The organism is Vibrio gallaecicus, from assembly GCF_024347495.1.
GTDB classification, from domain to species: Bacteria; Pseudomonadota; Gammaproteobacteria; order Enterobacterales; family Vibrionaceae; genus Vibrio; species Vibrio gallaecicus.
On sequence record NZ_AP025490.1, the window covers coordinates 1,685,949 to 1,710,678 of the forward strand.

General features: G+C 40.1%; 18 protein-coding genes. 11 read left to right on the forward strand and 7 right to left on the reverse strand.

The genetic code is table 11. The features are described 5' to 3' along the window. The first annotated feature begins 177 nt into the window (after positions 1-177). Entirely contained in the window at positions 178-2,082 is a 1,905-nt protein-coding gene (locus OCU78_RS07310; RefSeq protein ID WP_137373203.1) for a methyl-accepting chemotaxis protein, read from the forward strand. 185 nt (positions 2,083-2,267) lie between these two features. Here OCU78_RS07310 and OCU78_RS07315 read toward each other — a convergent pair whose 3' ends face one another. Beyond that, positions 2,268-3,851: an ABC-F family ATPase gene (locus OCU78_RS07315; RefSeq protein WP_137373202.1), complete on the reverse strand. Its 1,584-nt coding sequence runs from the start codon at positions 3,849-3,851 to the stop codon at positions 2,268-2,270. Between the two features lie 290 nt (positions 3,852-4,141). On the opposite strand from OCU78_RS07315, the gene OCU78_RS07320 reads away from it, so the two are divergent. The 3 genes from OCU78_RS07320 (at position 4,142) to OCU78_RS07330 (ending at position 8,456) form a co-directional block, all read left to right on the forward strand. Beyond that, on the forward strand, positions 4,142-6,535 hold the full coding sequence (locus OCU78_RS07320; protein ID WP_137373201.1) for an ATP-binding protein: 2,394 nt from the start codon (positions 4,142-4,144) through the stop codon (positions 6,533-6,535). Between the two features lies 1 nt (position 6,536). Continuing rightward, positions 6,537-7,430, forward strand: coding sequence for a mechanosensitive ion channel family protein (locus OCU78_RS07325; RefSeq protein ID WP_137373200.1), 894 nt, complete (start codon positions 6,537-6,539; stop codon positions 7,428-7,430). Between the two features lie 90 nt (positions 7,431-7,520). Beyond that, positions 7,521-8,456 carry a LysR family transcriptional regulator gene (locus tag OCU78_RS07330; RefSeq protein ID WP_137373199.1) on the forward strand — a complete coding sequence of 312 codons (936 nt, stop codon included), beginning with the start codon at positions 7,521-7,523 and terminating at the stop codon, positions 8,454-8,456. Between the two features lie 81 nt (positions 8,457-8,537). On the opposite strand, the gene OCU78_RS07335 is transcribed toward OCU78_RS07330, so the two are convergent. The 3 genes from OCU78_RS07335 to OCU78_RS07345 all read right to left on the reverse strand — a co-directional run bounded on the left by OCU78_RS07335 (position 8,538) and on the right by OCU78_RS07345 (position 13,964). After that, on the reverse strand, positions 8,538-10,157 hold the full coding sequence (locus OCU78_RS07335; protein ID WP_137373198.1) for a methyl-accepting chemotaxis protein: 1,620 nt from the start codon (positions 10,155-10,157) through the stop codon (positions 8,538-8,540). 200 nt (positions 10,158-10,357) lie between these two features. Continuing rightward, positions 10,358-12,505, reverse strand: coding sequence for a sensor histidine kinase (locus tag OCU78_RS07340; RefSeq protein ID WP_137373197.1), 2,148 nt, complete (start codon positions 12,503-12,505; stop codon positions 10,358-10,360). Further along, a complete protein-coding gene (locus tag OCU78_RS07345; protein WP_137373196.1) occupies positions 12,495-13,964 on the reverse strand; it encodes a sigma-54-dependent transcriptional regulator in 1,470 nt (489 codons plus the stop codon). Before OCU78_RS07345 ends, OCU78_RS07340 begins: the two co-directional genes overlap by 11 nt. Before the next feature lie 313 nt (positions 13,965-14,277). Between OCU78_RS07345 and OCU78_RS07350 the strand changes: the two genes are divergently transcribed. The 5 genes from OCU78_RS07350 to OCU78_RS07370 all read left to right on the forward strand — a co-directional run bounded on the left by OCU78_RS07350 (position 14,278) and on the right by OCU78_RS07370 (position 19,085). Beyond that, positions 14,278-15,084, forward strand: a complete 807-nt coding sequence (locus tag OCU78_RS07350) for a substrate-binding domain-containing protein (RefSeq protein ID WP_137373195.1) — start codon at positions 14,278-14,280, stop codon at positions 15,082-15,084. Positions 15,085-15,086: 2 nt separating this feature from the next. Beyond that, complete coding sequence (locus OCU78_RS07355; RefSeq protein WP_137373194.1) at positions 15,087-15,785, forward strand: ABC transporter permease; 699 nt, start codon at positions 15,087-15,089, stop codon at positions 15,783-15,785. A gap of 9 nt (positions 15,786-15,794) precedes the next feature. Further along, positions 15,795-16,544 carry an energy-coupling factor ABC transporter ATP-binding protein gene (locus OCU78_RS07360; RefSeq protein WP_137373193.1) on the forward strand — a complete coding sequence of 250 codons (750 nt, stop codon included), beginning with the start codon at positions 15,795-15,797 and terminating at the stop codon, positions 16,542-16,544. Positions 16,545-16,641: 97 nt separating this feature from the next. Beyond that, a complete protein-coding gene (gene mobA, locus OCU78_RS07365; protein WP_137373192.1) occupies positions 16,642-17,226 on the forward strand; it encodes a molybdenum cofactor guanylyltransferase MobA in 585 nt (194 codons plus the stop codon). Then, the gene (locus OCU78_RS07370; RefSeq protein ID WP_137373191.1) at positions 17,226-19,085 is read left to right on the forward strand and encodes a bifunctional molybdopterin-guanine dinucleotide biosynthesis adaptor protein MobB/molybdopterin molybdotransferase MoeA; all 1,860 of its coding nucleotides are present in this window, start codon (positions 17,226-17,228) and stop codon (positions 19,083-19,085) included. Before mobA ends, OCU78_RS07370 begins: the two co-directional genes overlap by 1 nt. Positions 19,086-19,262: 177 nt before the next feature. Here OCU78_RS07370 and OCU78_RS07375 read toward each other — a convergent pair whose 3' ends face one another. Continuing rightward, on the reverse strand, positions 19,263-21,410 hold the full coding sequence (locus OCU78_RS07375) for a tetratricopeptide repeat-containing diguanylate cyclase (protein WP_137373190.1): 2,148 nt from the start codon (positions 21,408-21,410) through the stop codon (positions 19,263-19,265). 187 nt (positions 21,411-21,597) lie between these two features. On the opposite strand from OCU78_RS07375, the gene OCU78_RS07380 reads away from it, so the two are divergent. Beyond that, entirely contained in the window at positions 21,598-21,870 is a 273-nt protein-coding gene (locus OCU78_RS07380) for a DUF2960 family protein (protein ID WP_137373189.1), read from the forward strand. A 121-nt stretch (positions 21,871-21,991) separates the two neighbouring features. On the opposite strand, the gene nagK is transcribed toward OCU78_RS07380, so the two are convergent. Then, complete coding sequence (gene nagK / locus OCU78_RS07385; protein ID WP_137373188.1) at positions 21,992-22,900, reverse strand: N-acetylglucosamine kinase; 909 nt, start codon at positions 22,898-22,900, stop codon at positions 21,992-21,994. 151 nt (positions 22,901-23,051) lie between these two features. Continuing rightward, a complete protein-coding gene (locus OCU78_RS07390; RefSeq protein WP_137373187.1) occupies positions 23,052-23,792 on the reverse strand; it encodes a tRNA-uridine aminocarboxypropyltransferase in 741 nt (246 codons plus the stop codon). Positions 23,793-23,885: 93 nt separating this feature from the next. Here OCU78_RS07390 and OCU78_RS07395 point away from each other — a divergent pair, with 93 nt between their 5' ends. Then, positions 23,886-24,710 (forward strand): sterol desaturase family protein, encoded by an 825-nt coding sequence (locus OCU78_RS07395; protein WP_137373186.1) that lies wholly within the window; start codon positions 23,886-23,888, stop codon positions 24,708-24,710. The last annotated feature ends 20 nt before the right edge of the window (positions 24,711-24,730 follow it).

A 24,730-nucleotide genomic window follows, 5' to 3' on the forward strand; every position in this document is an offset into this window, starting at 1 on the left:
GTAAATTATTATTATAAATCTACGTTTTTAAGTTATTTATCATCTTTAAATAGCCTCGTTTATAACTTGAATTGCGGATATTAAGTGCTATTAGTTTAATATCCGCTGTCATAAAATTGAAATAAAAACATAACAATTCAGCGGTAAACCAACGTCACGTTTACCATGGAGGTGCCTATGGATAGGTCACCAGGCTTTATCAGTTTCTTACATACTCTCTCTATACGAATGCAGCTTACTTTGATCACTGCATTTCTTCTATTAGGTATTCTCAGCTACGCTACTTTCGAACACTACAGTTTCTTACAGCTTGATCGTTTACAACAAGCGGAGCATCAGAATCTAAGCAGCGAAATTGATTTACTGACTTTAAGGCGTCATGAGAAAGATTTCCTAGCCCGTAAAGATCTCAAATACGTTCAAAGGTTTGATGATACTTATTTGAATTTAAAGCAGCGTATTCATACCCTTGGTACTCTAGTAACAGACAACAACAACCAGATAAAACCTCAGTTAGACTTAGTTCTGGATAAATTAAGCAAGTATCAAGACCAATTTCATGTTCTTTCCCAACATGTCGTTCAACTAGGTGATCCTTTAAGCCAAGGTATTAAGCAAAAAGTCACACAAACACGCACTATATTCCATAACAGAATTGAAGAGCTTGATAGTTTGCCTCTCTCTGTTGCCTCTTCGCAACTAGCCGACAGCGTGTATTCTTTCACTCAAACACCAAATGAGTTAACCAATACTCAATTGATTAGCAAAATATCGATAATGGATAACCTGACTCGTAATAACGTTGATCTTCAAGAAACTTCCGCTCTTCAAGCAGATTTTGAAGCATATAAAAGTTCTCTTAATTATTTAATCCAGTCTTATACGACTTATGGTTTTAATCCTGATAAAGGTTTACAAGGCGATCTACGTAATACTGTTCATAAAATGGAAGACTCCATTCTCAACCTACAGAAAGATATTCACACCGTTTATATAGAAGCCAGCAATAAAGTGACACTGCAACTTCAACTATTTGGCTTCATCATCGCAGCCATTGTTTCAGGCATGCTATTAATCATAGGGAAAAGTATTACGCGTCGTATTAGCCAAATAACAGATCTGATGAAAGACATTTCAGAAGGCAATGGTGATTTGACCGTTCGGATGAATGCAAAAGGCAGTGATGAACTGGCTCAACTTGCTAACTCTTTCGATTTATTCATTAGCAAGCTTCACCAAAACATTACCGAAGTTGCCGAGGTAATGACAACGCTATCTACTTGCGCCAATACCGCTGAGCAAGCAGTAAATAAAAGCATAAAGAATTCGGAACAACAAAAAATAGAATCTGAATCTGTAGCAACCGCAGTAAATGAACTGGTCATGACCAGCAATGAAATCACCGCGAATATTGAAAGTGCAGCAGACACAGCATTACGTGTTAAGCAAGAAGCCGAAAAAAGTATGCTCGTGACTAATGAAGCCAGCACTAGTATTCACTCATTAACAGACAATATTTCTGAATCACGCCATTTAGTTAATGAACTTGCAACGCACAGCCAAGAAATTCGTACCGTGATGTCGACCATAACGGGTATCGCAGAACAAACTAACCTGCTCGCATTAAATGCAGCCATAGAAGCCGCAAGAGCAGGTGAAAATGGACGTGGATTTGCTGTGGTTGCAGATGAAGTTAGGCAGTTATCGCAAAAGACCAATCAATCAACTCAGCAAATTGAAGATACAATTAATGGGCTTGCTAACGGTGTTGAAAAGACCGTAGTGACAATGCAGAACAGTTTAGATCAAGTGAATACCACGAATCAGAAAACGGAGCTGGCTGTACACTCCATTCAACAAATTGTTGACCAAATTTCTGAAGTCTTTGATATGAACGCACAGATTGCAACAGCGTCTGAAGAGCAATCTATGGTATCTGCGGATATTGACCGTAATATCACCCAAATAGCCGACTTAGCGGGTAGTACTGCAGATACTGTTCAACTTGCAGGAAATAGCAGCCGAGAAATACTTAATGTGAGCAGTAAACTAGAAAAAGTCGTCGCTCAGTTCAAGTACTGATTCAGAGCAAATCACTTTCAAGTAAGTACTCGTTCAGTTCAAGTACAGCTTCTGTTCATTCCTGGTATCTATAAACTAGAAATAAGAAAATACAGGACAAGAAACAAAAAAGGCTCCATTAGGAGCCTTTCATTTATTCGTAACTTACATTCATGCCGAAAGTAAAAGGCTACGACTAACTAAAGTTAAGCGCGAGTTTTAAGAAGCTCTGCGTATGTACCACGGAAGTCGTTGATCTTACCGTCTTTGATTTCAAGAATACGAGTTGCCAATGAATCTACGAATACACGGTCATGAGATACGAAGAACAATGTGCCTTTGTAGTTTTCAAGAGCCAAGTTAAGCGCTTCGATAGATTCCATATCCATGTGGTTTGTTGGCTCATCCATAAGAAGGATGTTTGGTTTGTGCATCATGATCTTACCAAGAAGCATACGACCTTGCTCACCACCAGAAATGACTTTTACAGATTTCTTGATGTCGTCTTGACCAAACAGCATTCGACCTAAGAAGCCACGAACCACTTGCTCATCTTCACCTTCTTGGCGCCATTGGCTCATCCAGTCAAATAGGTTCAGGTCTTCTTCAAAGTCGTGCGCGTGATCTTGAGCGTAGTAACCGATATTTGAGTTTTCAGACCACTTGTACTCACCTTCACGAGTTTCTAGAGCACCCGCAAGAGTATTAAGTAGCGTTGTTTTACCTACACCGTTTTCGCCGATGATAGCAACACGCTCACCTACTTCGAAAATCGCATCGAACTTGTTGTATAGGTCTTCTTCAAAACCTTGAGCTAGGTTTTCAACTACAAGTGCGTTACGGAATAGTTCTTTAGACTGTTCAAAACGGATGAATGGGTTTTGACGGCTAGATGCTTTAACTTCATCTAGTTGAATTTTGTCGATCTGTTTAGCACGAGACGTCGCTTGTTTCGCTTTAGATGCGTTAGCAGAGAAACGAGAAACGAACGTTTGAAGTTCAGCAATTTGTGCTTTCTTCTTAGCGTTATCAGACAGCAGACGTTCACGAGCTTGTGTCGCAGCAGTCATGTACTCATCGTAGTTACCTGGGAATAGACGAAGTTCGCCGTAATCAAGGTCAGCCATATGCGTACAAACAGAGTTAAGGAAGTGACGGTCATGCGAAATGATGATCATTGTGCAGTTACGTTGGTTTAACGTATCTTCCAACCACTTGATCGTGTCCATATCCAGGTTGTTCGTTGGTTCGTCAAGAAGCATGATATGCGGGTCTGCAAACAGTACTTGAGATAATAGAACACGAAGTTTCCAACCAGGAGCTACTTCGCTCATTAGACCGAAGTGTTGCTCTTCAGGAATACCAACAGCAAGAAGCAGTTCGCCAGCTTTTGCTTCAGCCATGTAACCATCCATTTCAGCAAACTGAACTTCAAGGTCAGCTACTTTCATACCATCTTCTTCACTCATTTCTGCTAATGAGTAAATACGGTCACGCTCTACTTTGATTTCCCAAAGTTCTTTGTGACCCATGATAACAGTGTCGATTACTGTGAATTCTTCGTAAGCAAATTGGTCTTGGTTTAGTTTAGCTACGCGCTCGTTTGGATCGTAGCTAACGTTACCAGCACTTGGCTCAAGTTCACCAGATAGAATCTTCATGAACGTCGATTTACCACAGCCATTCGCGCCGATTAAACCGTAGCGGTTACCTTCACCGAACTTAACTGAAATATTTTCGAAAAGTGGCTTAGCGCCGAATTGTTGAGTGATGTTTGCTGTGGAGATCAATGCCTTTACCTTAATAATGTCAAAAACGTCGCAACGTTACTTGTTCGGAGCCCTAACTTCAAGCATTGATTGCGATATAAAGCCGAATAGTTTCCGCGAATAACCAGGCTATATTAGTTTGAAGCTTGTCACAGTTAACTTTAGATTACATTTATAGAAACATCACTCATATTGATGCATAAAGCAGCACTCAAACCTAGCTTGTTAATACAATGTACGATTTGTAAGGATTAATACCAATAAACAAACTACACTAAGTCAATCTAATCAGGATGTTATAAGTGATGTGTATGTCTTTAATTCTCCAATTATGGCTTCGAAACATGATATTTCTTGGCGTCGTTATGGCTTCTTTCGGTATCCATGCAACTGGCTGGCAGTATGAACAAGAAGTAGTGCCAAAAGTTAACGAGTCAGCCATTAATATACATAACGCAGTCAGCACTATTCCTGACCCATTATTCATGAATCAAAGTGACCAAAGAAAGGTCTCTCAACTTCTTAGTGCAGTAGAAAACGAACAGCGTAATCAAATCAATATTTTTGCCGATCACTTATCTACTTTTGTCACCAGTGATGCAGAAGAGAAATTGCTGAAAGCAGAGAAACGAGAGAAAGCTTGGTTTGAGGTTCAATCCAGTTATTTAACACTGAATAGTATTAACAAGAGTAAACAGCGACTTTTAGAGTTAGCAGATAGTGCCACCCGAAATAAATCGACAGGGTTTGGTCCTTACGGGGTAACACAATTTAAGCAAGAATTGACATTAACCACGCTAAACGCAGAATACTGGTTATATTTCCAGTTACGTAGTTTTAAGTCTCTTGTCGATGACCTTTTCATTTCCCCTATTCCTGTAATTTGGGCTGCAACAAAAGTCTTCTTCATCTACCTTGCGTTAACGTGGTGGTTAGCCAATAGTCAAAAAATCATCCTGCTCTTCAAAGAAACCGTTTTAGACTCTAACCCGAAGCCATCAATATTCATTAGAGTCATTTGGTATTTGAGCCGTGCTCACAAAGCCCTTGCTTGGTTAATCGCGATCACTTTGTCTTTACGGGTCTTATCTGGAATACCAAGCTTACAACACCTTATATTCCTAGAAATATTCACCTGGTGGGTGTTAGGCGGGTCTATTGCTATTTCATTCATACTTGAGTTTGCTTATCGCAATAGCCGTTCTTCAAGTAAAGAGACCATAGCATTACGCCTATCTACCATCAGGCGTTACATATGGAGCGCTATTGTCGCGGGTGTGGTTTTACAAATATCGATGCGAACTTTAGGCAAAGGGACGATTTATTACTGGATCTACAGCGCTCTATTCTTTTGGTTTGTGCTTGTCACCATTTCAGCTCTCAGGATTTGGCGGAAGAAAGTATTCGAATCCGTCATGAATATCCCTGAACGACCTTTATGGGTTCAGTGGACTATCAGTAAGAAAGATGTGCCTATTTTGAGTATCATCGCAACCGCGATTGCCGCTTGTTGGGTCGTGACTCATATCCTTAAACACCGACTCATCTCAAATTTGTCCAACTTCACTTTTTTCAGCCAAGCACTAGCGTATTTATTCAAGATTGAGGTCGCAAAACAGAAAAGTAACTCTGCAGACAATCATCAACTAGCTCGTGTAAAAGGAGACGCTGCCTTTGATTATGTTCTTCCTGGGACGCACGATAGTGAATTAATCAACTACGCCGAAGCAGAGCTGAAGCAGCTTTCCAAGTATCTGTTAACGGATTCACCAGCACTGTGTGTTTTATCCGGAGAACGAGGCGTTGGAACCACGACCTTCTTAAAGCAAATGCTGTTTAAAGTTAAAAATGCAGAGCCTGTTTATTTGAATTGCCCTCACTCTGGTTACAATGAACTACTCGCTCACTTTGCTGTAAGTATTGGGTTAGAAGAAGACACCACTGAGATACAAGTACTGGCACATTTAAGAAGCAGCCAAACCACCTACCTTATTGCAGTCGACAACGGTCAAAGACTCGTCAAACCAATGGTAGGCGGATTATCCGCACTTATTCGTTTAACCAACCTAATACGTCGTTCTAGAAAGAATCATCGCGCTGTGATAGCCATTGAAAAGTCCAGTTGGCGATTTGTAGACCGAGCGAGAGGTGAAAGGCTACTGTTTGACTGGGTGTCATTTTTACCTAAGTGGAATGAAGCTCAAGTACAAGATTTACTCAACAGCCGGATTAATCAAAATGACGAACACGCTATCAGCTTTGATGGCTTAGTCGTTCCTAAACAATGGGACCAAGAAGACATCACAGAAGAAGAAAGAGCGAAACAAGGTTTTTATCGTATTCTCTGGCATTACTCTGATGGAAACCCAACGGTTGCTCTTAGGTTTTTCCGATTTTCACTAAATAGGAATAAAGAAACCAACCAAGTTTTAGTTCGTTTGTTTCATGCTCCTGAATCAGAAGAACTTGAGAAGATGCCAAAACCTATGCTTGCTGTTTTACGTTCCATTGTTCAATTAGAGATAGCCTCCCCTGACGAATTATCTGAATGCACTCAGTTAACTATTTCTGAAGTGACCGGTACTTTGCGCTATTTCCAAAGCCGTGGATACATTGAATGGACAGAAGACAGAGCAAAAATTTCCGACCATTGGTTCCGACACATTACTAATGTGTTAGATCGCCAGCATTTATTGGTGAAGTAAAATGAAAAAACTAATTAGCATAATCACATTCTTCTTGCTAACGAATTCCTTGTTGATAGCTAATGCATCTGCAGCAGAAGAAATTACCAATGCAGATAATATCCAGCAATTTGCGAGCCTAATTCGTTGGAGTGGAGTATTGCTTTCAGTGCTTGTTATTGGAGCTACTTGGATCTTAATTAAATTTATGGATTCAATGGTTAAAAGCGTTGGTCGTCAATTCGCTCAGTACCGGATGATGCTGCAAAAAGTTCAATCATTCCTACAATTCTTTATCTATATGACGGCTGGACTTGTGGTCTTTATGATGAGTTTTCGGATTAACGATCAAATCCTTGCGCTTATTGGTGGCACCTTAGCCGTTTCCGTCGGTTTCGCTCTCAAAGATCTCGCTGCTTCATTCATTGCCGGTTTGACCGTCATGATTGATAGGCCTTTCCAAGTCGGCGACCGAGTAACATTTGAAGGTAACTACGGCGACATCATCACGATTGGCTTGCGTTCAGTAAGAATGAGAACATTAAATGATGACATCATTACTATTCCAAACAACAAATTCCTAAATGAAGTGACCACCAGCGGTAACTATGGTGCCTTAGACATGCAAGTGGTCATTCCATTTTATGTAGGGATGAATGAAGACATCACTCTAGCTCGGGATTTAATTCAAGAAGCCGCTTCTTCTAGCCGTTACATACACTTACCTAAACCTGTTACTGTATTGGTAAAACAAACCATTACTGATAATTACTTAGCCATTCAGCTAACATGCAAAGCTTATGTAGTAGACACTGCTTATGAAAAACTATTCGAAACTGACATCACATTACGAGTGATGAAAGAGTTCAAAAAACACAATATCATTCCACCCAAAATAGCCGTGAGTGCCAGTTAATGAAGGACCGTAAACTATCAAGTAATAAGCTATCTACTAATAGGCTATCAGCCAGCGAACTATCAAAACCTGTAACGATAAAGGTTGTTTATGAAGAACTTTGATGCCAATTTATTACGTGTAATGGCAGTGTTACTTGAAGAGCAAAGCGTAACTGCCGCGGCAGAGCGTTTGTATAAAAGTCCTTCTGCAGTGAGCAAGCAACTGGCTAAACTAAGGGAGACATTTGATGATCCATTGTTTGAAAGACAAGCTACTCATTTAAACCCAACACCGAAAGCGTTATCACTTGCACCAAAAATCTTTGAAATTCTTAAGCAATTGGATCAATTGTCTATTCCGTTAGACTTTAAGCCTAAGCACAGTAAACGAACTTTCCAGTTTGATTTATGTGAAACCGCTTACTCTTCAATATTTCTAGATTTTATGCCATCACTTATTGAACAAGCACCGAGTATTACCGTGCATAATCAACTTTGGAGTGACAATAGTATTAATCGACTATTAAGACGTGAGGTTGATTTTGGTTTAGGGATTTTCGAATGGGATAATCGAAGTGAAAAACATTATCTGAACATTCCGAATGAATTAAATTATGTGGAACTTACAAAAGACAGTTCCCGGTGCTTAATGCGTAAGGATCACCCTGCATTAAAAGAAGAATGGAACTTAGACACCTTCTTACGCTACCGACATATAGAATTAAAAATCGGCGGAATGGATCGTTGGTTATTAAACGAGGTGCTTTCCTTAGATCATAAAAAGGTTAACACTGCTGTAAATATGTCTGACATAAACAGCGCAATGAAACTGTGCGCCAAAAGTGATTTGTTTATGTGTTGCCCTTCATCGTCGGTAAGCGCTTTCCAGGCTAGTGATGAACTTATCGCTAAAAAATTACCTTTAGAGCTTAAAGACGGCGGCTGCGCATTACTATGGCATAAACACTTTGATAATGATCCAAGCCATAAGTGGTTACGAGAACTCATTATTGGGCAATCGTCTTCATCTCAAAATCCTGAATAAAGTCAGTTATATCAAGTGCCATATACAAAAAAACACTCTGCTAAACAGAGTGTTTTTTATATGTGTTAACTAAACTAGATATTACACTTTAAAGTACTTCAATTGATCAGCAAGGTGCTCAGTAGTGTTAGCCATTTGCTGACTGTCTTCAGCAAGAGACTGAGAAGCTTGTAACACTTCATTCGCCGCAAGATGAATACCAGTAACGTTTTGGTTCATTTCTGTTGCCACTGCGCTTTGTTGTTCTGATGCAGCCGCAATTTGTGACACCATGTCATTAGCGTTATTTAACTCATCGACAATTAGATCCAATTGCTGACGAGTTTTGTCTGACACCTCAACACTTTGATCTACTTTTTCATTACTGCTTTGCATCGCGCTGTATGTACGTTCAGCCTGTGTAGTTAACTTCTCAATAGTATGTTGAACTTCACTGGTAGAATTTTGCGTTCGGCTCGCAAGGTTACGAACCTCATCGGCAACAACAGCAAAGCCTCGCCCTTGTTCACCCGCTCTCGCCGCCTCAATCGCTGCATTCAGCGCTAGAAGGTTTGTCTGCTCTGAGACTTCTCGGATAACACCGACAACTTGGCTAATTTCTGCGACGCCTGATTGGAGGTCTTGAACCAACTCATTAGCAGTTGAAATATTTTCAGAAACATGGGAAATCGTTTCTGAGGTCACACGCATGTTTTGGTCATTACGTTGAGCATGTTCCACAACTCGGTTCGTGCTATCCGCGGTGTTTTCTGCATTGTTAGCTACATCTGAAATAGTCGCACTCATTTCAGTCATTGCCGTAGATAGTAACTCTAGTTGTGCATGCTGAGAATTAACGCTAGTGGCAGCTTCTTCACTCGCTTGCGCAATATTACTTGCCATAGAGCTCGATTGAATCGCAGATTCGTTTGCAGTGCGTAGTGTCCCTTGAAGCTTATCCAGCATCTTATCAATTTGATTACTCATATCACCGAGCTCGTCTTTACGTGACATATTCATACGTACACGCAGGTCACCTTCAGCGATTTTATGAGTATTTTCTATTAACCGATTTAATGGGATAAGAATGTTATGTGACACGACATAGCCCATTGCTACTAACAATCCAACAAAAAAAGTAGCAACTAAAGCTTCTTTAATAGCTAAGGCGTAAAAAGATTCTTGGATATCAGCCACTAAAATTCCAGATCCAATGATCCAGTTCCATTCAGGAAACAACTGCACATAAGATATTTTATCTTTTAGATCACCTTCAGGACTTTTCCATTGGTAAGTAAGAAAACCTTTTTGTTCAGGAGTCTTCGCTATGGTAACCATCTCACGCCAATGAAATTTACCCGCACCGTCTTTAAAGTTATTTGCATTCTTACCATTTAATTCAGGCTTCAAAGGGTGCATAACCACTTTTAGCTCTTGATTAAGAATCCAAAAGTAGTTTGAACTGTCATAACGAATTGATTTGATAGCTTGGAGAGCCTGTTGTTGAGCGGCTTCTTTACCCATTAGATCACGTTGAGCATAGTAATGCTGTGCTAAACTGACAGCGGCTTCAACTTGAGCACTCAATTTACTTTCTCTCTCCTCTAGAGAAGAAGCTCGTTGGACAAAAAGGTTATAAGCACACGCTGCGACAAGTAGGATAACGGATAAAAAAACAATGGACTGTAATTTGGATTTAATAGAAAGGTTGCTTAATTTCATGTCTGACGTCATTCATATTTAGTTATAATTTGGAATCAATCTAACAAAAAATTATAAAACTCAGATGATATGAATCATGATTTGAAAATATACATAGCGTTACATAAGTAAAAAGATAAGCTCGTCAACCTACGCACACGAAAACTTAGATTGCAAAGCTTACCTTTAAATTCTGACCATTATTTAATTTTATTAATTACTCATAAATTAGAGACTAATAGTTGCGGTTCGGACTTTTTCGGTAGATATACACTAAACCGGCTCCCTTCACCGACTTTAGACTCTACTTTGATTTCACCACCTGTCTGGCTGAGAATACTTTGAGAAACAGACAACCCAAGACCAGTTCCATCGCGTTTTGTCGTAAAGAACGGAGAGAAGATTCTCTTTAATTGATCAGGTTTGATCCCGCAGCCTTGATCTTCTACATGAATAATCGCACCACATGCAATACCACTTTCGATCCAGTCTTCACTGGAGACAGTTAGAGCCCCTTGCCCATCCATTGCATGAATCGCATTCATTTGAAGATTCACTAAGATTTGAAGAAGTTGGTTACGGTTAATTTCCACCGAAGTTTTCGCTTTTAGATCGGAGACATAAGTAATTCCTTTCTTTTTCGCTCCGGTTTTGACTAGAGTGATGCTCTCATCAACAATTGGGTTAATGTGCTGCCAAGTCACTTCGTCCTGTACTCCGCCATGTCTACTGTATTGTAATAAGCTTCGTGTAATATTCCTGATACGATCAATCTGCTCCATTATAGCGGTGATTTCTTCATCAACTCGGTTAGTGTCACTCCCTAGCTCAAACTTCATTAATTCTACATTGCCCAAAATAACTGCGGTTGGGTTATTTATCTCATGAGCAATTCCTGCTGTTAATTCCCCTAAAGCAGCTAAGCGCTCATTAACCACCAGCGTATCTCTAGCTTGATTCAACAACGTAATATGGTGCTCTAACTGCTCTGTTTTTTCTTTTAGGCTTGCAGTTCTCGCGTTAACTTTACATTCAAGCTGAATGGCAGCTTGCTGAATTTCCTGGTTACGTTGATATAGCTGATCCAACATCTTATCGAACTGTTTAGCCAGTTGAGTCAGTTCATGTTGATCATCCAAACCTAGTGCGCCAATTCGTTTTTCTTGACCCATATGAACTAATTTGACGACTTTATGAATGCGCTCTATTGGATTAAAAAGGTCACGCGCACCGCGATAAACAATTAAACCAGACACCAGCAGCAGCATAATGATCGTAATACTTATCTCACCTAAGTTGGTCAAGTAGGTTTCGATCAAAGGCCAGATCAAATATCCCGTGTACAGCATGCCAATAACATTATTGTATTGGTCGAGGATGGGTTGGTAAGCCGTGATATACCAAGCATCATAAACATAAGCTCTATCAAGCCACTCTTCACCGCGATTCAAGACTTTGCTATGAACATCATGGGAAACTCGAGTACCAATTGCCCGACCAGCTTTATCATCGCTATTTAATGGAACATTGGTGCTTACGCGTAAGTCATCAAGAAAAACGGTTACCGTTCCCGTTCGTCTAATAGAACCTTCACTAACTGGGTAAATTAAGTTACGAATTTGGTCGACTAAACCTGTACTGTTATTTAATAAAATTCCACCATCAAGAAACCCTATAATATCGTCATGTTCATTTTTAATTGGAAGCACAGTGCGGCTAACAAGCCCTCTTTTTTCTATGCTATCTCCATTCAATAAGGGCACTTCAGCACGTTTTGCCAGATCAACATCTAAGCCATCAAGTTCATCTTCACCTAATACGTCAAAGAACGACTCTTTACGAGTTAGATCAAGATACTTCCATTTGTCTTCAACAGTTTTAACGGTTTTCCAATCTAGAAAATCCAGTTCGTATCGTGACTTGTTCTCTGATACCCATTGAGCAAATTCCTCAGATTTTGAGGCTTCAGCACTTGTGTTACCTTCTATTGTTCCTATGCGGGTTGATATTGTTGAATTGAGTTTACTGGCACTTACTTCAACTGACCTCACTTCGCTTGAGCTTAAAAGTTCATTCAAGTTAGTTCGAAAGTCATAGGACTCTGCGAATGACTTTACATTGTATGCTTGTTGCTTTTGTATCAAATGGATACTGTTATCCGCGACATCAAGCCGTTCAGACACATCAACCAGCGCCCCTTGCCAAGTATAATGAACCGACCAATACAGAGTTATCGCGACTAATGCACATAACGTTAAGATGATAGGTGCAGAAGTTAGAAACAAAAGGCGATAACGCACCATGGTTTTAAATCTAAACTTCCACTTACCTAAACTAGCAAGACGAAACAATTTCAAGCTAGTCGGCATATTCAGAGCCTTCAAGTTGCCATTCTTTGTATTTGCGTTCTAATGTTTTACGAGCAACACCGAGTTCACGTGCCGCTGCTGATTTATTGCCATCGTGGTGGCTGACTAACTGCTCGATATGTGCTTTTTCCACTTCTTTCAAAGTCCAATCATTCGGATAACCTTCCACACTGTCTTGGTTCGTCATGTTAGGCAATTCCGCCCCATGTGACACCGTCACTGAAACGTGTGTCGGAGTCGATTCACCATTAATTTCTCTCCAATAATGAGCAGGCGGTTTACCTAATAAGATACACCTTTCAATGAGGTTTTTTAGTTCACGAATATTGCCCGGCCAATCGTATTCATTCATGGCTAAAATATCTTCATGCGCCCAGTCGGGTTCCGGCATTGCCAATTCTGCGGAAAGCATACGAGTAAAATACGGCACTAATTCAAGTAAATCAGACGTTCTTTCTTTCAGTGGTGAAACATCAATTTTTAGTACATTCAGGCGGTAGAAAAGATCGCGCCTAAAATTACCTTGCGTTACTTCTTCTTGCAGATTTCGGTTTGTCGCCGCAACAACTCTTACATCCACAGAAATTTCTTTTTCACTGCCAACCGGTCGAATCGTTCTTTGCTCCAAAACTCTTAACAAGGCAGCTTGCATCGCTAACGGCATTTCTCCTATTTCATCTAAAAATAAAGTGCCGCCACTTGCGACTCTAAATAAACCTTCCCGATTCTTCTTCGCTCCAGTAAATGCCCCAGATGTATGACCAAAAAGCTCGCTTTCTAGAAGTTCAGGGGCAATCGCTCCACAATTGATTGGTACAAATGGTCCTGATCGCTTACTGGCTTCATGTACGCCTCGCGCAACAAGTTCCTTACCAGTACCGGAATCACCTTCAATCAAAACGGATGCTCTTGAAGGAGCAAATTGAGTAATCAATTGTTTCAGCTGTTTGGTTTTGTCAGAGCTACCAATGATCTCGGTAGTAATGTGCCTACTTACATCTCGCTTTAGGGCATATTGCATTCTTTGCTCTAAACGCTTATCCATACAGCGTAAAACCGCTTGAATCATTTGTTCGAGATTGAATGGTTTTAGAATGAAATCAGATGCTCCTAGCTTCAAAGCTGAAATCGTCATTTCCAAGTCCGCATATCCCGTCATAAAAATAACGTCTGCACGCTTATCCGAGTCATTAAATGCTTCTTCCCATTCAATACCAGAACGCCCAGGCAGGTTGATATCTAACACGATCAGATCGAAATGTTCTTTACATCGTAATTCTTCTGCATCTTCGACTGAACCTGCACTTTCCACTCTGCCAAAGAACTTACCTAAAGCCTTTTTCAGAATGGTTTGCATCCCGACTTCATCATCAACCACCAAAACAGAGAATGCTTGGTACTGAGAAAAGTTTTGAGGATTTGAAATTGAATGAGGAGCTTTCTGATGTTGAGGAGACATGTTGAATACGCTGTTAACTTAGAATGGGACAGAGTGTACCAACTAAAATTAAGTACAACAGGTTCAATATGCGACATTTTGTCCTATGTCATGATTTACTCGACATAATTACCCCAATAGAGGCTAATTTACACAGCTTGTCAGTAGTTTACTTGTGGCATCAAGATTGCTTATTAGAGATAAATCAGTACATGCGATTGATTATTTTTATAAAAATTACAAAGCACAAGATGTCGCACATAACCCTGTAGAAGTTAAGGGTATAGTCATCTTGTTTTATATCGTCAGTTTCTAGCATTAAATGGACACAATAATGAAAGCACTCCCCCTTACTATTGCCGCGCTATCTATCGTTAGCTATACCGCAACCAGCGCAGAAGACGCTCAGCACATCAAACTTGCTACCACCACCAGTACTTATCACTCTGGTCTTCTAGATTTCTTACTGCCGGAATTTGAAAAAGATTCAGGTATTAAAGTGGATGTCATCGCAGCGGGTACGGGCAAATCTCTACGCATGGGACAAAACGGTGATGTTGATTTAGTTATGACTCATGCTCCTAAAGCTGAAGCTAACTTTGTAGAAAAAGGCTATGGTGTACTCCCGCGTAAGCTTATGTATAACGATTTTGTTATCGTTGGTCCACAAGCTGACCCAGCGAAGATCCACTCACAGCAATCTGTAGCTGAAGTATTCAAATCCATCGCAAATAACAATGCAATGTTCGTTTCCCGTGGTGACGATTCAGGCACTCATAAAAAAGAAATGGGCATTTGGGCGCAAACAAAAATGGAACCGAACTTCGGTGGCTACCGTTCTGTTGGTCAAGGTATGGGACCGACATTGAACATGGCGTCTGAAATGCAAGGTTACACGATGACAGACCGTGGTACTTGGCTTGCTTACCAAAACAAATTAGAGCTATCGGTTCTTTTCCAAGGCGATAAAAACCTGTTCAACCCGTATCAAGTGATTCTCGTGAACCCAGAGCGATACCCAACCATCAATTACCAATCTGCAAAAGTATTCAGCGACTGGTTAGTGAACCCTAAAGGTCAAAAGTTAATTAACGAATTTAAACTGCATGGAAAGCAGTTGTTTACGGCAAGTGCTGACTAAGTATGACCTTATGGCAAACCACGCTTGATGCGCTGAACCTTTTAGTTAGCTTTGATCATGAACTTTGGAAAATTGTGGCCGTGTCTTTTAGCGTGTCACTTTCTTCCATTTCTTTAGTGATCATTCCAGCTATCGTGATGGCATTCATATTGGCTTATACCAACTTTCCGGGAAAGTGGGCAATGCTATCTATCATCAATACTCTACAAGCCATACCAACAGTTGTGATTGGGTTGTTATTGTACATGATGCTATCGCGCTCTGGACCTTTGGGTGATTGGCAAATGCTTTTCACTCAACAAGCGATGGTTTTGGGGCAAATGCTGATTTGTTTTCCGATTTTAGTCTCTATGATGCATGGCGCTCTACAAGCCAGCGATCGACGAGCAGTAGAAACCGCCAGAACGCTTGGCGTTTCTACGTTTCGTGTGGCAAGCACACTAATTTGGGAAACTCGCTTTCCTTTATTAGCGGCGGTGATTGCAGCATTTTCTCGAATAGTCACAGAAGTGGGCTGTTCGATGATGGTAGGCGGGAACATCATGGGTATGACTCGGAATATTCCAACAGCAATAGCGATGGAAAGCCACAAAGGCGCTTTTGCACAAGGTGTAGCATTAGGCATGGTTCTGCTTGCTTTAGCTTTAGCTCTTAACTTTTTTCTCTCCAGTGTGAGAGGAAAAGGTTATCTAAGAACTTAGGAACGCTGTATGAGTATTACAATAACAACGCAGCAAGTTTCAATGCGCTATAAAGAGCGTGTTTTATTCCATATCCCTGAATTAACTATTGGTCCTAATGACGCCATTTACCTAAAAGGAGATAATGGCGTTGGTAAAACCACCCTGCTCAAAATCTTATCAGGATTGACTAAACCTTCATCCGGGAAAATAGCAACAACCAACACCACATGGAGACATGCTCTATTTCCAAAAGCGAAGTTTAAAGACGTTATCTACCTGCACCAAACTCCTTACTTATTTGATGGAACGGTTTATCAGAATGTTGGTTACGGTATTCGTTACTCGAAAGAGAGTCCAAAAGATAAGCGAGCGCAAATTATCAATGCGCTAAGAATGGTAGGGTTAGAAACCCTTTCTGATGAACACATTTCAGTATTATCAGGAGGCGAGCGTCAACGTGTTGCCATGGCTCGCGCTTGGATACTAAAACCTTCGATTCTATTAATGGATGAGCCAAGTGCATCTTTGGATAAAGAATCTATTGAGCGATTGGTCATTATGGCAAAAGACCTGTTACAGAGAGGAGCAAGCTTAGTGATAACTAGCCACCAAGCTAATGCTCTGACCGATTTATGTAAGAAACAATGGTGGATCAAGGACAATACCTTGACTGAATCCCCGTTATTGCAAGTCGTGTCTGAGCCTTCTTCTATGTTAGGATCAGCCAATTCAGAACGGTCTAGTATTAATGCAAGTACAACATTCCGAGCAGTGTAAATTCATATAAAAATGATCATGCTTAGAATTGCCGTTCACGATCATAATTAAGCTATTAGAAAATAGCGTTAACTCAAACAAGCACAAGAGAATCTTTATGTTGCTTCCCACACAAACGAGTTGGGTTATTTTAGCGGGCGGTCAAGCTAGCCGCATGGGTGGAAAAGATAAAGGCCTTGTTGAGTTAAACGGGCGACCACTCGTTCAATACGTCATCGACAAACTATCCACGCAGACAGATTCCATTGTGATTAATGCTAATCGCAATATTGATCGCTACCAAGAGTTTGCTGCAGTTGTCTCAGATTCATTCCCAGATTACCCAGGTCCACTTGGCGGTATTCATGCAGGGTTACAAGCTGCGAACACCGATTGGGTCGGTTTCGTACCTTGTGATAGTCCACAAATTAACGGTGATTTAGTGGAACGTTTCTGTTCACAAGTGAAAGAAGACAGCGACATTTTGGTTGCCCATGATGGTGAATTCAAACAGCCTGTCTTTACATTATTCCATAAACGCGTACTTCCTAAATTAGAAGCATTTCTTCAACGTGGTGATCGTAAGATCATTCTACTTTATAAAGATTGTGTCACTGAGTTTGTTGATTTTAGTGATTCACCAAACTGCTTTGTTAATCTTAATACGCCAGAAGAACTACAACACTTTGGAACTCTCCAATAATGAATGATTCAAAACAACGTCCTAACCTACCTCTACTTGGTTTCGCAGCCTACAGTGGCACAGGAAAAACAACACTGCTCGAAGCTTTATTGCCTTTATTGACCCAAGCTGGTTTGAAAGTGGGCGTTTTAAAACATGCCCACCATGATTTTGATGTTGATAAGCCAGGCAAAGACAGTTATCGCCTTCGTAAAGCCGGTGCAAACCAAATGCTGATTGCTTCGCGTAACCGTCATGTTCTAATGACAGAAACACCAGAAGCGGAAGCTGAGTTTGATTACCTACTTACACGCTTTGATAGCGCTAAACTTGACCTTATCTTAGTTGAAGGCTGTAAGAATATTGCCTTTCCTAAAATTGAGCTGAACCGACATGAAGCCGGCAAACCTTGGCTTTACCCAAATGATAACAACATCATTGCGATTGCAGCCGATACACATGTGGAATCACCCCTACCCCAAATATCGATCAATGATCTCGATTCAATTCGTGACTTTGTAATTCAATACGCGGCTGATTTTAAATTTGACACAAACTCTCAAGCTGATGCATCTAACTTAACTCAGCCGAATGACGACTCGAACAAAACTCAATCTTGCTCTGAAAAAAAGACGTCTGAACCTATCGTCTGTTGTGATTCTTTCTCTCCTGCTGGGCTTAGTGTCCCTCAAGGGCAGCAGAAGATTTTAGAGACAATTAGTAATGTTAGTCTCACCAAGAAAGTCGCGATTAATCAAGCTTATGGTCGAGTGTTAGCTTCAGATATTGTTTCACCAATTAATGTTCCACAGCATACCAATTCTGCAATGGACGGTTATGCTATTCGTGGAGACGACTTAGATCGTGAAAGCTATACGATTGTGGCAGAAGTCATGGCTGGGCATAGCTTTGATGAAGAGTTACAAACGGGTCAAGCGGTAAAAATCATGACAGGTGCACCTACTCCTTTAAGTGCAGATACTGTTGTAATGCGAGAGCAAGCTATTGAAAAAGATGGGCTAGTAAGCTTCCCTGAAGCAAAAATATCTCACGGACAAAATGTGCGTATGGCTGGCGAAGACCTTAGTATTGGTCAACCTGTTTTCACTGCTGGCACTCGAATTGAAGCACCAGAAATGGGAATGATGGCATCACTTGGCTTTGGCGAATGTTCGGTTCGCAGACAAGTCAAAGTAGGTATTTTCTCTACCGGTGACGAAGTTCAAGATCCAGGCAATGCTCAACAGCCTAACTCTATCTACGATTCTAACCGTTACACCATCATGGGCATGCTGCAAAAGCTAGGCTGTGAGATTGTTGATTACGGTATTATTGAAGATGATGAGCAGAAGATGATGGCAGTTCTGCACAGCGCTTCTCTAGAAACCGACATGGTACTGACCTCTGGCGGTGTTTCTGTTGGTGATGCCGATTACATCAAACTTGCGTTAGACAAACTAGGTGAGATTAATTTCTGGCGTATTAACATGCGACCAGGTCGCCCACTCGCTTACGGGAAAATAGAAAATAAACCATTCTTTGGTTTACCGGGTAATCCAGTAGCAGTTATGGTTTCTTTCATCAATTTTGTAGAGCCTGCCATTCGTAAACTTCAAGGGCAGCTTGATTGGGTTCCTGTCAAAGCAAATGCTATTGCGACAGAGCAATTACGTTCAAGACAAGGGCGAACTGAGTTTAGCCGTGGTTTCTTTACCATGAATGAATCAGGTGTACTCGAAGTGAAAACTACTGGTAAACAAGGTTCTGGAATTTTGCGTTCGATGAGCGAGGCCAACTGCTTGATTGAAATTTCACCGTCGGTAGACACCGTCAAGGTGGGCGAGAAAGTAACGATTATCCCTCTGCAAGGCCGTATATAATCAATTAAATCGGCAATAACACTTTAATTACTTCTAGCAGACAACAAAAACGGAACCATAAAACACGGTTCCGTTTTTCGTATGAATCACTTTATGTTTAAAGTTCAATCATTTCGTAGGTATTACCAGACAGATAATTGCTGGGGACCAGTAGCTCAAAACTAAATTAGTCGAATTTTAAAGGCTATCTTCAGTAATTAATGAACCGTCTCGACCAGATGCCTTCACTTTATATAAATGTTTATCTGCTTGGTCACAAACCATTTTAAAACACTCTGTTTTAGAACGCATTGCACAGTTACCCTTCTCAAATAAGACGTTAGATCCTCCAATTGAGAGAGTTAATCTATCGGATAATACAGAGTTTGGGTTTGATAGGTTTATGTCATAGAAAGCTTGTCGTAATGCTTCAATTTTAAGTTGGATAGAGTGCGTATTTTGCGCAGAACAAATTACCATGAACTCATCTCCGCCATAGCGGAATAAATAATCACTTTCATCGCCAAAAAACTTATTCATTAGAAGGCTAAGGCTTATTAACGCTTCGTCACCCTGAAGATGTCCATGGGTGTCATTGTATTTCTTGTATTCATCGATATCGATCATGAGCACGGCTAGCGTCTCACGTTCAAGCATAGCCTGCCGAACTAACTTACTTGTAAGCTTTCCTAACTGGTAACGATTATACAGCCCAGTAAGAGGATCGGTTTGAGATAACGTTTCTAAGGTTCTGTTGACACTTTCTAATTTTTGCCTTTGTTTCTGATTTTCTAAGGACACAGCAATAAAACTAGCTAAATGCTCAATCAAATATCTGTGATGTTGATGGTACTGACTAGATAAATGGTGCTGTACTGAAAGGAGACCAATTACTTCTTCTTTCAATAGAATTGGAGTTAAAAGGATAGAGTTTGTCATTGTTGAATCACTGAGCACTACAAGATCTTCATCTTCACGGCTCAATTGATCAACATAAGGTGCTAATGAATGATCATTTACGGTGTTCAGATGAACCGTTTTTCTGTTTTGTATAACATATGTACCCACAGTTTGATGTTCTTGACACTTAACTGTTAAGTTATCAACAAGACCAGTGCTATCAACAAAATAGCGATAGTCTAAAAGATCAGTTTGCTTATCATAGAGTGCAATACCAAACTCAAAAGTCGGTAAGATCGTATTTATCTTTTCCAAAATTTCAGGCAAAACGGCATAAAGGTTAGGCGCTGTAGCAATAAACTGACCAATCTCAGTAATAGCCCCCATATGTTTTTGCATTTGTTCTAATATGTCATTTTGTTGGTTAGTTTGTATCGTCTCAACGTTATTGACTACAAGGTCAGCCTGCCGCTGTGTATAACCCTTTAATACTTGATCTGTATATTCAATATGTGCAGATTGAACAGCCACCACCTCTTGCCAGGCTCTCTCTTTTTTCTTCAATTTACTCAATGTTTTCGAATATAAGCTGAAAAATGTATAATTCGATTTTGTGTCGAAGTTATCTCTAACGAATTGACATATCCGTTTACATTCGTCTATTTCATCTTTCTGTTCTAAGAACTTGGCCCAGATTAGAAGATTTTCTAAACGGTTATGATTGTCTTCTATTTGTTGATAATGATGCTCTGCTAATTCAAAGTGATTAATAATTACGGCGCTATCATGGGGTTCATTAAGGAGCATCGCTTGGGCAATATAACCGTGGCTCAATGCCAATGTTCGGCTATCTCGACATTGTTCACCGATCTCTTTCGCTTGTAATATCGCTTCCAGCGCCTTTTGTGAATGACCAAGATGAGCATGTGCATAGCCTAAGTTCAATAAACTGACCGCACAGCCTAGCTGTCGATTAGAGTTTAGGGCGGTGGTTACCCCTTTTCCCGCAAATTCAATCGCTTTCTCGAACTTTTCAAGCCCTAAGTACATGTCACTTATATTACAGTAGATAAGCGCACTAATATTATCATCTACTTTGGGTAAGTCATTGAGGACGATTTCGTAATGATTATAAGCAGAAAACAGATCTTCTTTATCAACGTAGATTGATGCAAGTAAACCGTTAATGAATACTTTTAGCTGTACATCATCACTATCCAGTGCATTTAAACATTCAATGTACACTTTTTCCGCATCATCCAACCGATTTTGTCTATCAAGAGTATAAGCGTTAAGAAACAAGGAAATAACCTTAGGTACATCTTGATCATACTGTTCACAAGCTTGTTGGATCTTTAGTTTTATTTCTTGTAAGCCTTCAAGCCCAGGTAAATTATGAGAGCGCGTTATGATACCGAGGGTATGGGAATAAAGTGGGCTGTTCATTAATAACCTTGTTCGATCTACTTATAATGTTTGTGGTGCATTGATACCAGCAAGATGGAGTTCTGTAAAGTGTATTGCGCTAAAATATAGTCATTTACTACGAAGCTATTTCTAGAGTTCACTTGAGCCCCTTTCGAATTTTAGGTAGAGTGCGCTCAAAGATTTGATTCTATTGGAGAGCATAAATATGGCTCGCACAATTTTATATACGTACAAAGATGAAGACAAAGAATTATTGTTTTCATATCAAGAACATAGAAATATTCAAGAAGCCGTTGCAGAAGCAGAAGGCATTGATATTTCAGAATATTTAAAAACTGAGCAACAGTTAGAACTAATTTCTGATACGAAAGCAGTTCGAAACTATCAAGATAATTACTTCCGCAAGTTAGGCTTTACTAAGTTAACGCTGAAGCAGAAAGATAACCTTGGCGTTGGTAAAAAGAAGAAAGATCGTTAATCGCTGACTCAAGCTCTTAATTTATTAAAAAAGGTTGATGCTTTTTGCATCAACCTTTTTATTTATCTAAATCTTAGCTTTGCTCTTCTAACCCTTAGCTTTACAAACCATAAATGCAGAATTAAGCAATATTTAAGAATGCCGCGCCACGAACACCGCCTGAATCACCATGTTTTGCTTTGATAATTTTAGGGCATTTCGCTACCGATAGAAGATGCTTAGGAATACGTTTAGGCATTTCTTCGTAAATTAATTCGAAATTCGATAAACCGCCACCAAGAGCAACCACATGTGGATCTAGAGCCGTGAACAAGTTGGCAAAGCAAATTGCTAGAAGTTCCATGAAACGCTCTACATGTTCAACCGCATTTTCATCACCTTGAGCATGAGCTTGAATAATATCGATAGCTTTCTTTTTCTCACCAAAGTAATGCTCATAAATCAGCTCAAAACCTCGACCAGACAGGTAACTATCTAAACAGCCTTTTTTACCACAACCACAACTTAGTAAGGGTGCGTTATCACCAAGATGTAACCAAGCATCTAATGGTAAACGCATGTGACCAAGTTCGCCCGCAACGTGGTTACGACCTGAGAATACTTTACCTTCAAAAACAAGTCCGCCGCCGAAGCCAGTACCTAAGATTAAACCAGCAACTGAAGGCTCATCTTTAAGCTCATCATCCCAAGCTTCAGAAAGAGCAAAACAGTTTGCATCATTTTCAATCTTAACTAGACGATCAATTTTCGCTTCTAAATCTTTACGTAGCGGTTTACCTGTAGACGCAGGTACATTCACCACCAGCATTGTGCCACTGTCAGCATCTTCCATACCTGGAAGACCTAAACCAACTTTACCTTTACAAGAAAACTCAGCATCATATTTTTCAACAAGACCCGCTATAGTATCGATTAATAGCTGGTAGTCATCAGTTGGAGTAGGAACTCGCTCTGTTGCCACACGTTCTAGTTTCTCATTGAAAGCGCCAAATTCAATTTTAGTGCCACCGACATCGAAGCCGTAATACATGAAATATCTCCAAATTCTTCCCTAAATAAGGGGTTAAAATTAATATTAAATGCATTATCCACATCCCTCACCCTACAAACCGTGATTTAAATCCAGTTTATTTGTCGAATGATATCGTTTGCACAACAAGGCAGCACATTGAAGCAAAAGATTAGAGTGACGTCTCGCTTTTGCTGTGTTCAATGTAAGATTTTAAGCTAGGTCTGGTTTGGTCGGACTTATAACGAGTCTTACTTAGCATGTAGCTTTCTCTAAAAACTTCGAACCAAAGTTGTAACGTCGTTGCTGCGTTATTCTCTCCAGCTTGCTTTAACACAAGGCTCGCAACTTCAGCGGTTGATAGGTGCTGTTCGTTATCTGACTTTCTCATCATATACTGTGAAACAGATTCTGGCTCAATAGACAGTACCGGTAACTTTTGCAGGTATTCAGAACGTCGAAAGATCTTACGAGCTTCACGCCAACTGCCATCAATAAAAATCAGTAATAGCGTTTTATTTGGGTCTCTAGCTTGAGGTAAGTCCGCTACTACACGTGATTTATCATCAGTGTAATCTTCAGGGAACACAATAACAGGTTGGTATTTATCACTATTTAAGATATCCAACATTTCTTTACTTGGTTCGGTGCGATGCCACTGATAAACGTAGCTATCTTTAATAATATCGACAATTAATCCACCTGTATTGCTCGGTTTCATCACTTCGTTATCTGATACAAGCAGCATTGCCGCTACATTAGTTTCAATATCTGGCTGATAATCGCAGATACAATTCGTTTCAACAATTTGGCAATATTGGCAACGAACGACTTTGCACCCACGAGCCTTAAATGGCTTGGTAGAAAGAGATAAACGATGTAGGTATAAACGGTGAAAAGCGTGGATTCTCATGAAAGGCAGTTATTGTTCTAAAAAATTGTCGTGATTGTACTTAGAGTACTTACAGAATGATAGAGTAGCTATAGAATGAAAAAAGGATTAGTTATGCAAGAGCCATCTCAACTTCGGTTACTTTGTTTTGTCGCTGTATTCAGCCTTTGCGCACTTTGGGAGTACTGCCTTCCAAGAAAGGGGCTCACTCAAAAAAAGTGGTATCGCTGGAGTAATAATTTTGCCCTCGTAGCACTAAACAGCGTATTAATCGCAGTTCTCATTCCGATTGCCTCGTTCCAAGCCGCGATTATTGCTTCTGAACATAGTTGGGGGCTATTCAACCTTGTATCCATACCTTTTGAGTTAAGCTTAATTTTATGTGTGATATTGATGGATTTCGCTATCTATTTACAGCATTTAATCTTTCACCGCATTCCTTGGCTATGGCGCTTACACAGAGTGCATCATGCAGATCTTGATATTGATGTCACTACAGGAACACGTTTTCATCCCATTGAAATGATTTTGTCGATGTTGATTAAAATTGCCATCGTGATTAGCCTAGGTGTTCCGCCTATCGCCGTGGTTATTTTTGAAATATTACTCAATGCAAGTGCGATGTTTAATCACAGCAATGGGAAACTGCCACTAAAATTGGATGCTCTTCTAAGAAAAGTAATTGTCACGCCAGACATGCACCGCGTGCACCACTCTATAATTGTAAAAGAAACGCACTCGAATTTCGGATTCTTCTTATCTATTTGGGACGTAATCTTTCACACCTATAAAGCACAACCAAAACTTGGTCATGACAGTGTAATTATTGGAGTCCCTGAGATTACCGAGGGCAATGAGCAAAGATTAGATAAAATGTTACTTCAACCTTTTAACAAGTTTGATACTGACACTAAAAGCAACTCATCCACACGAAAATAAACTGGAAACAAATATAAAAT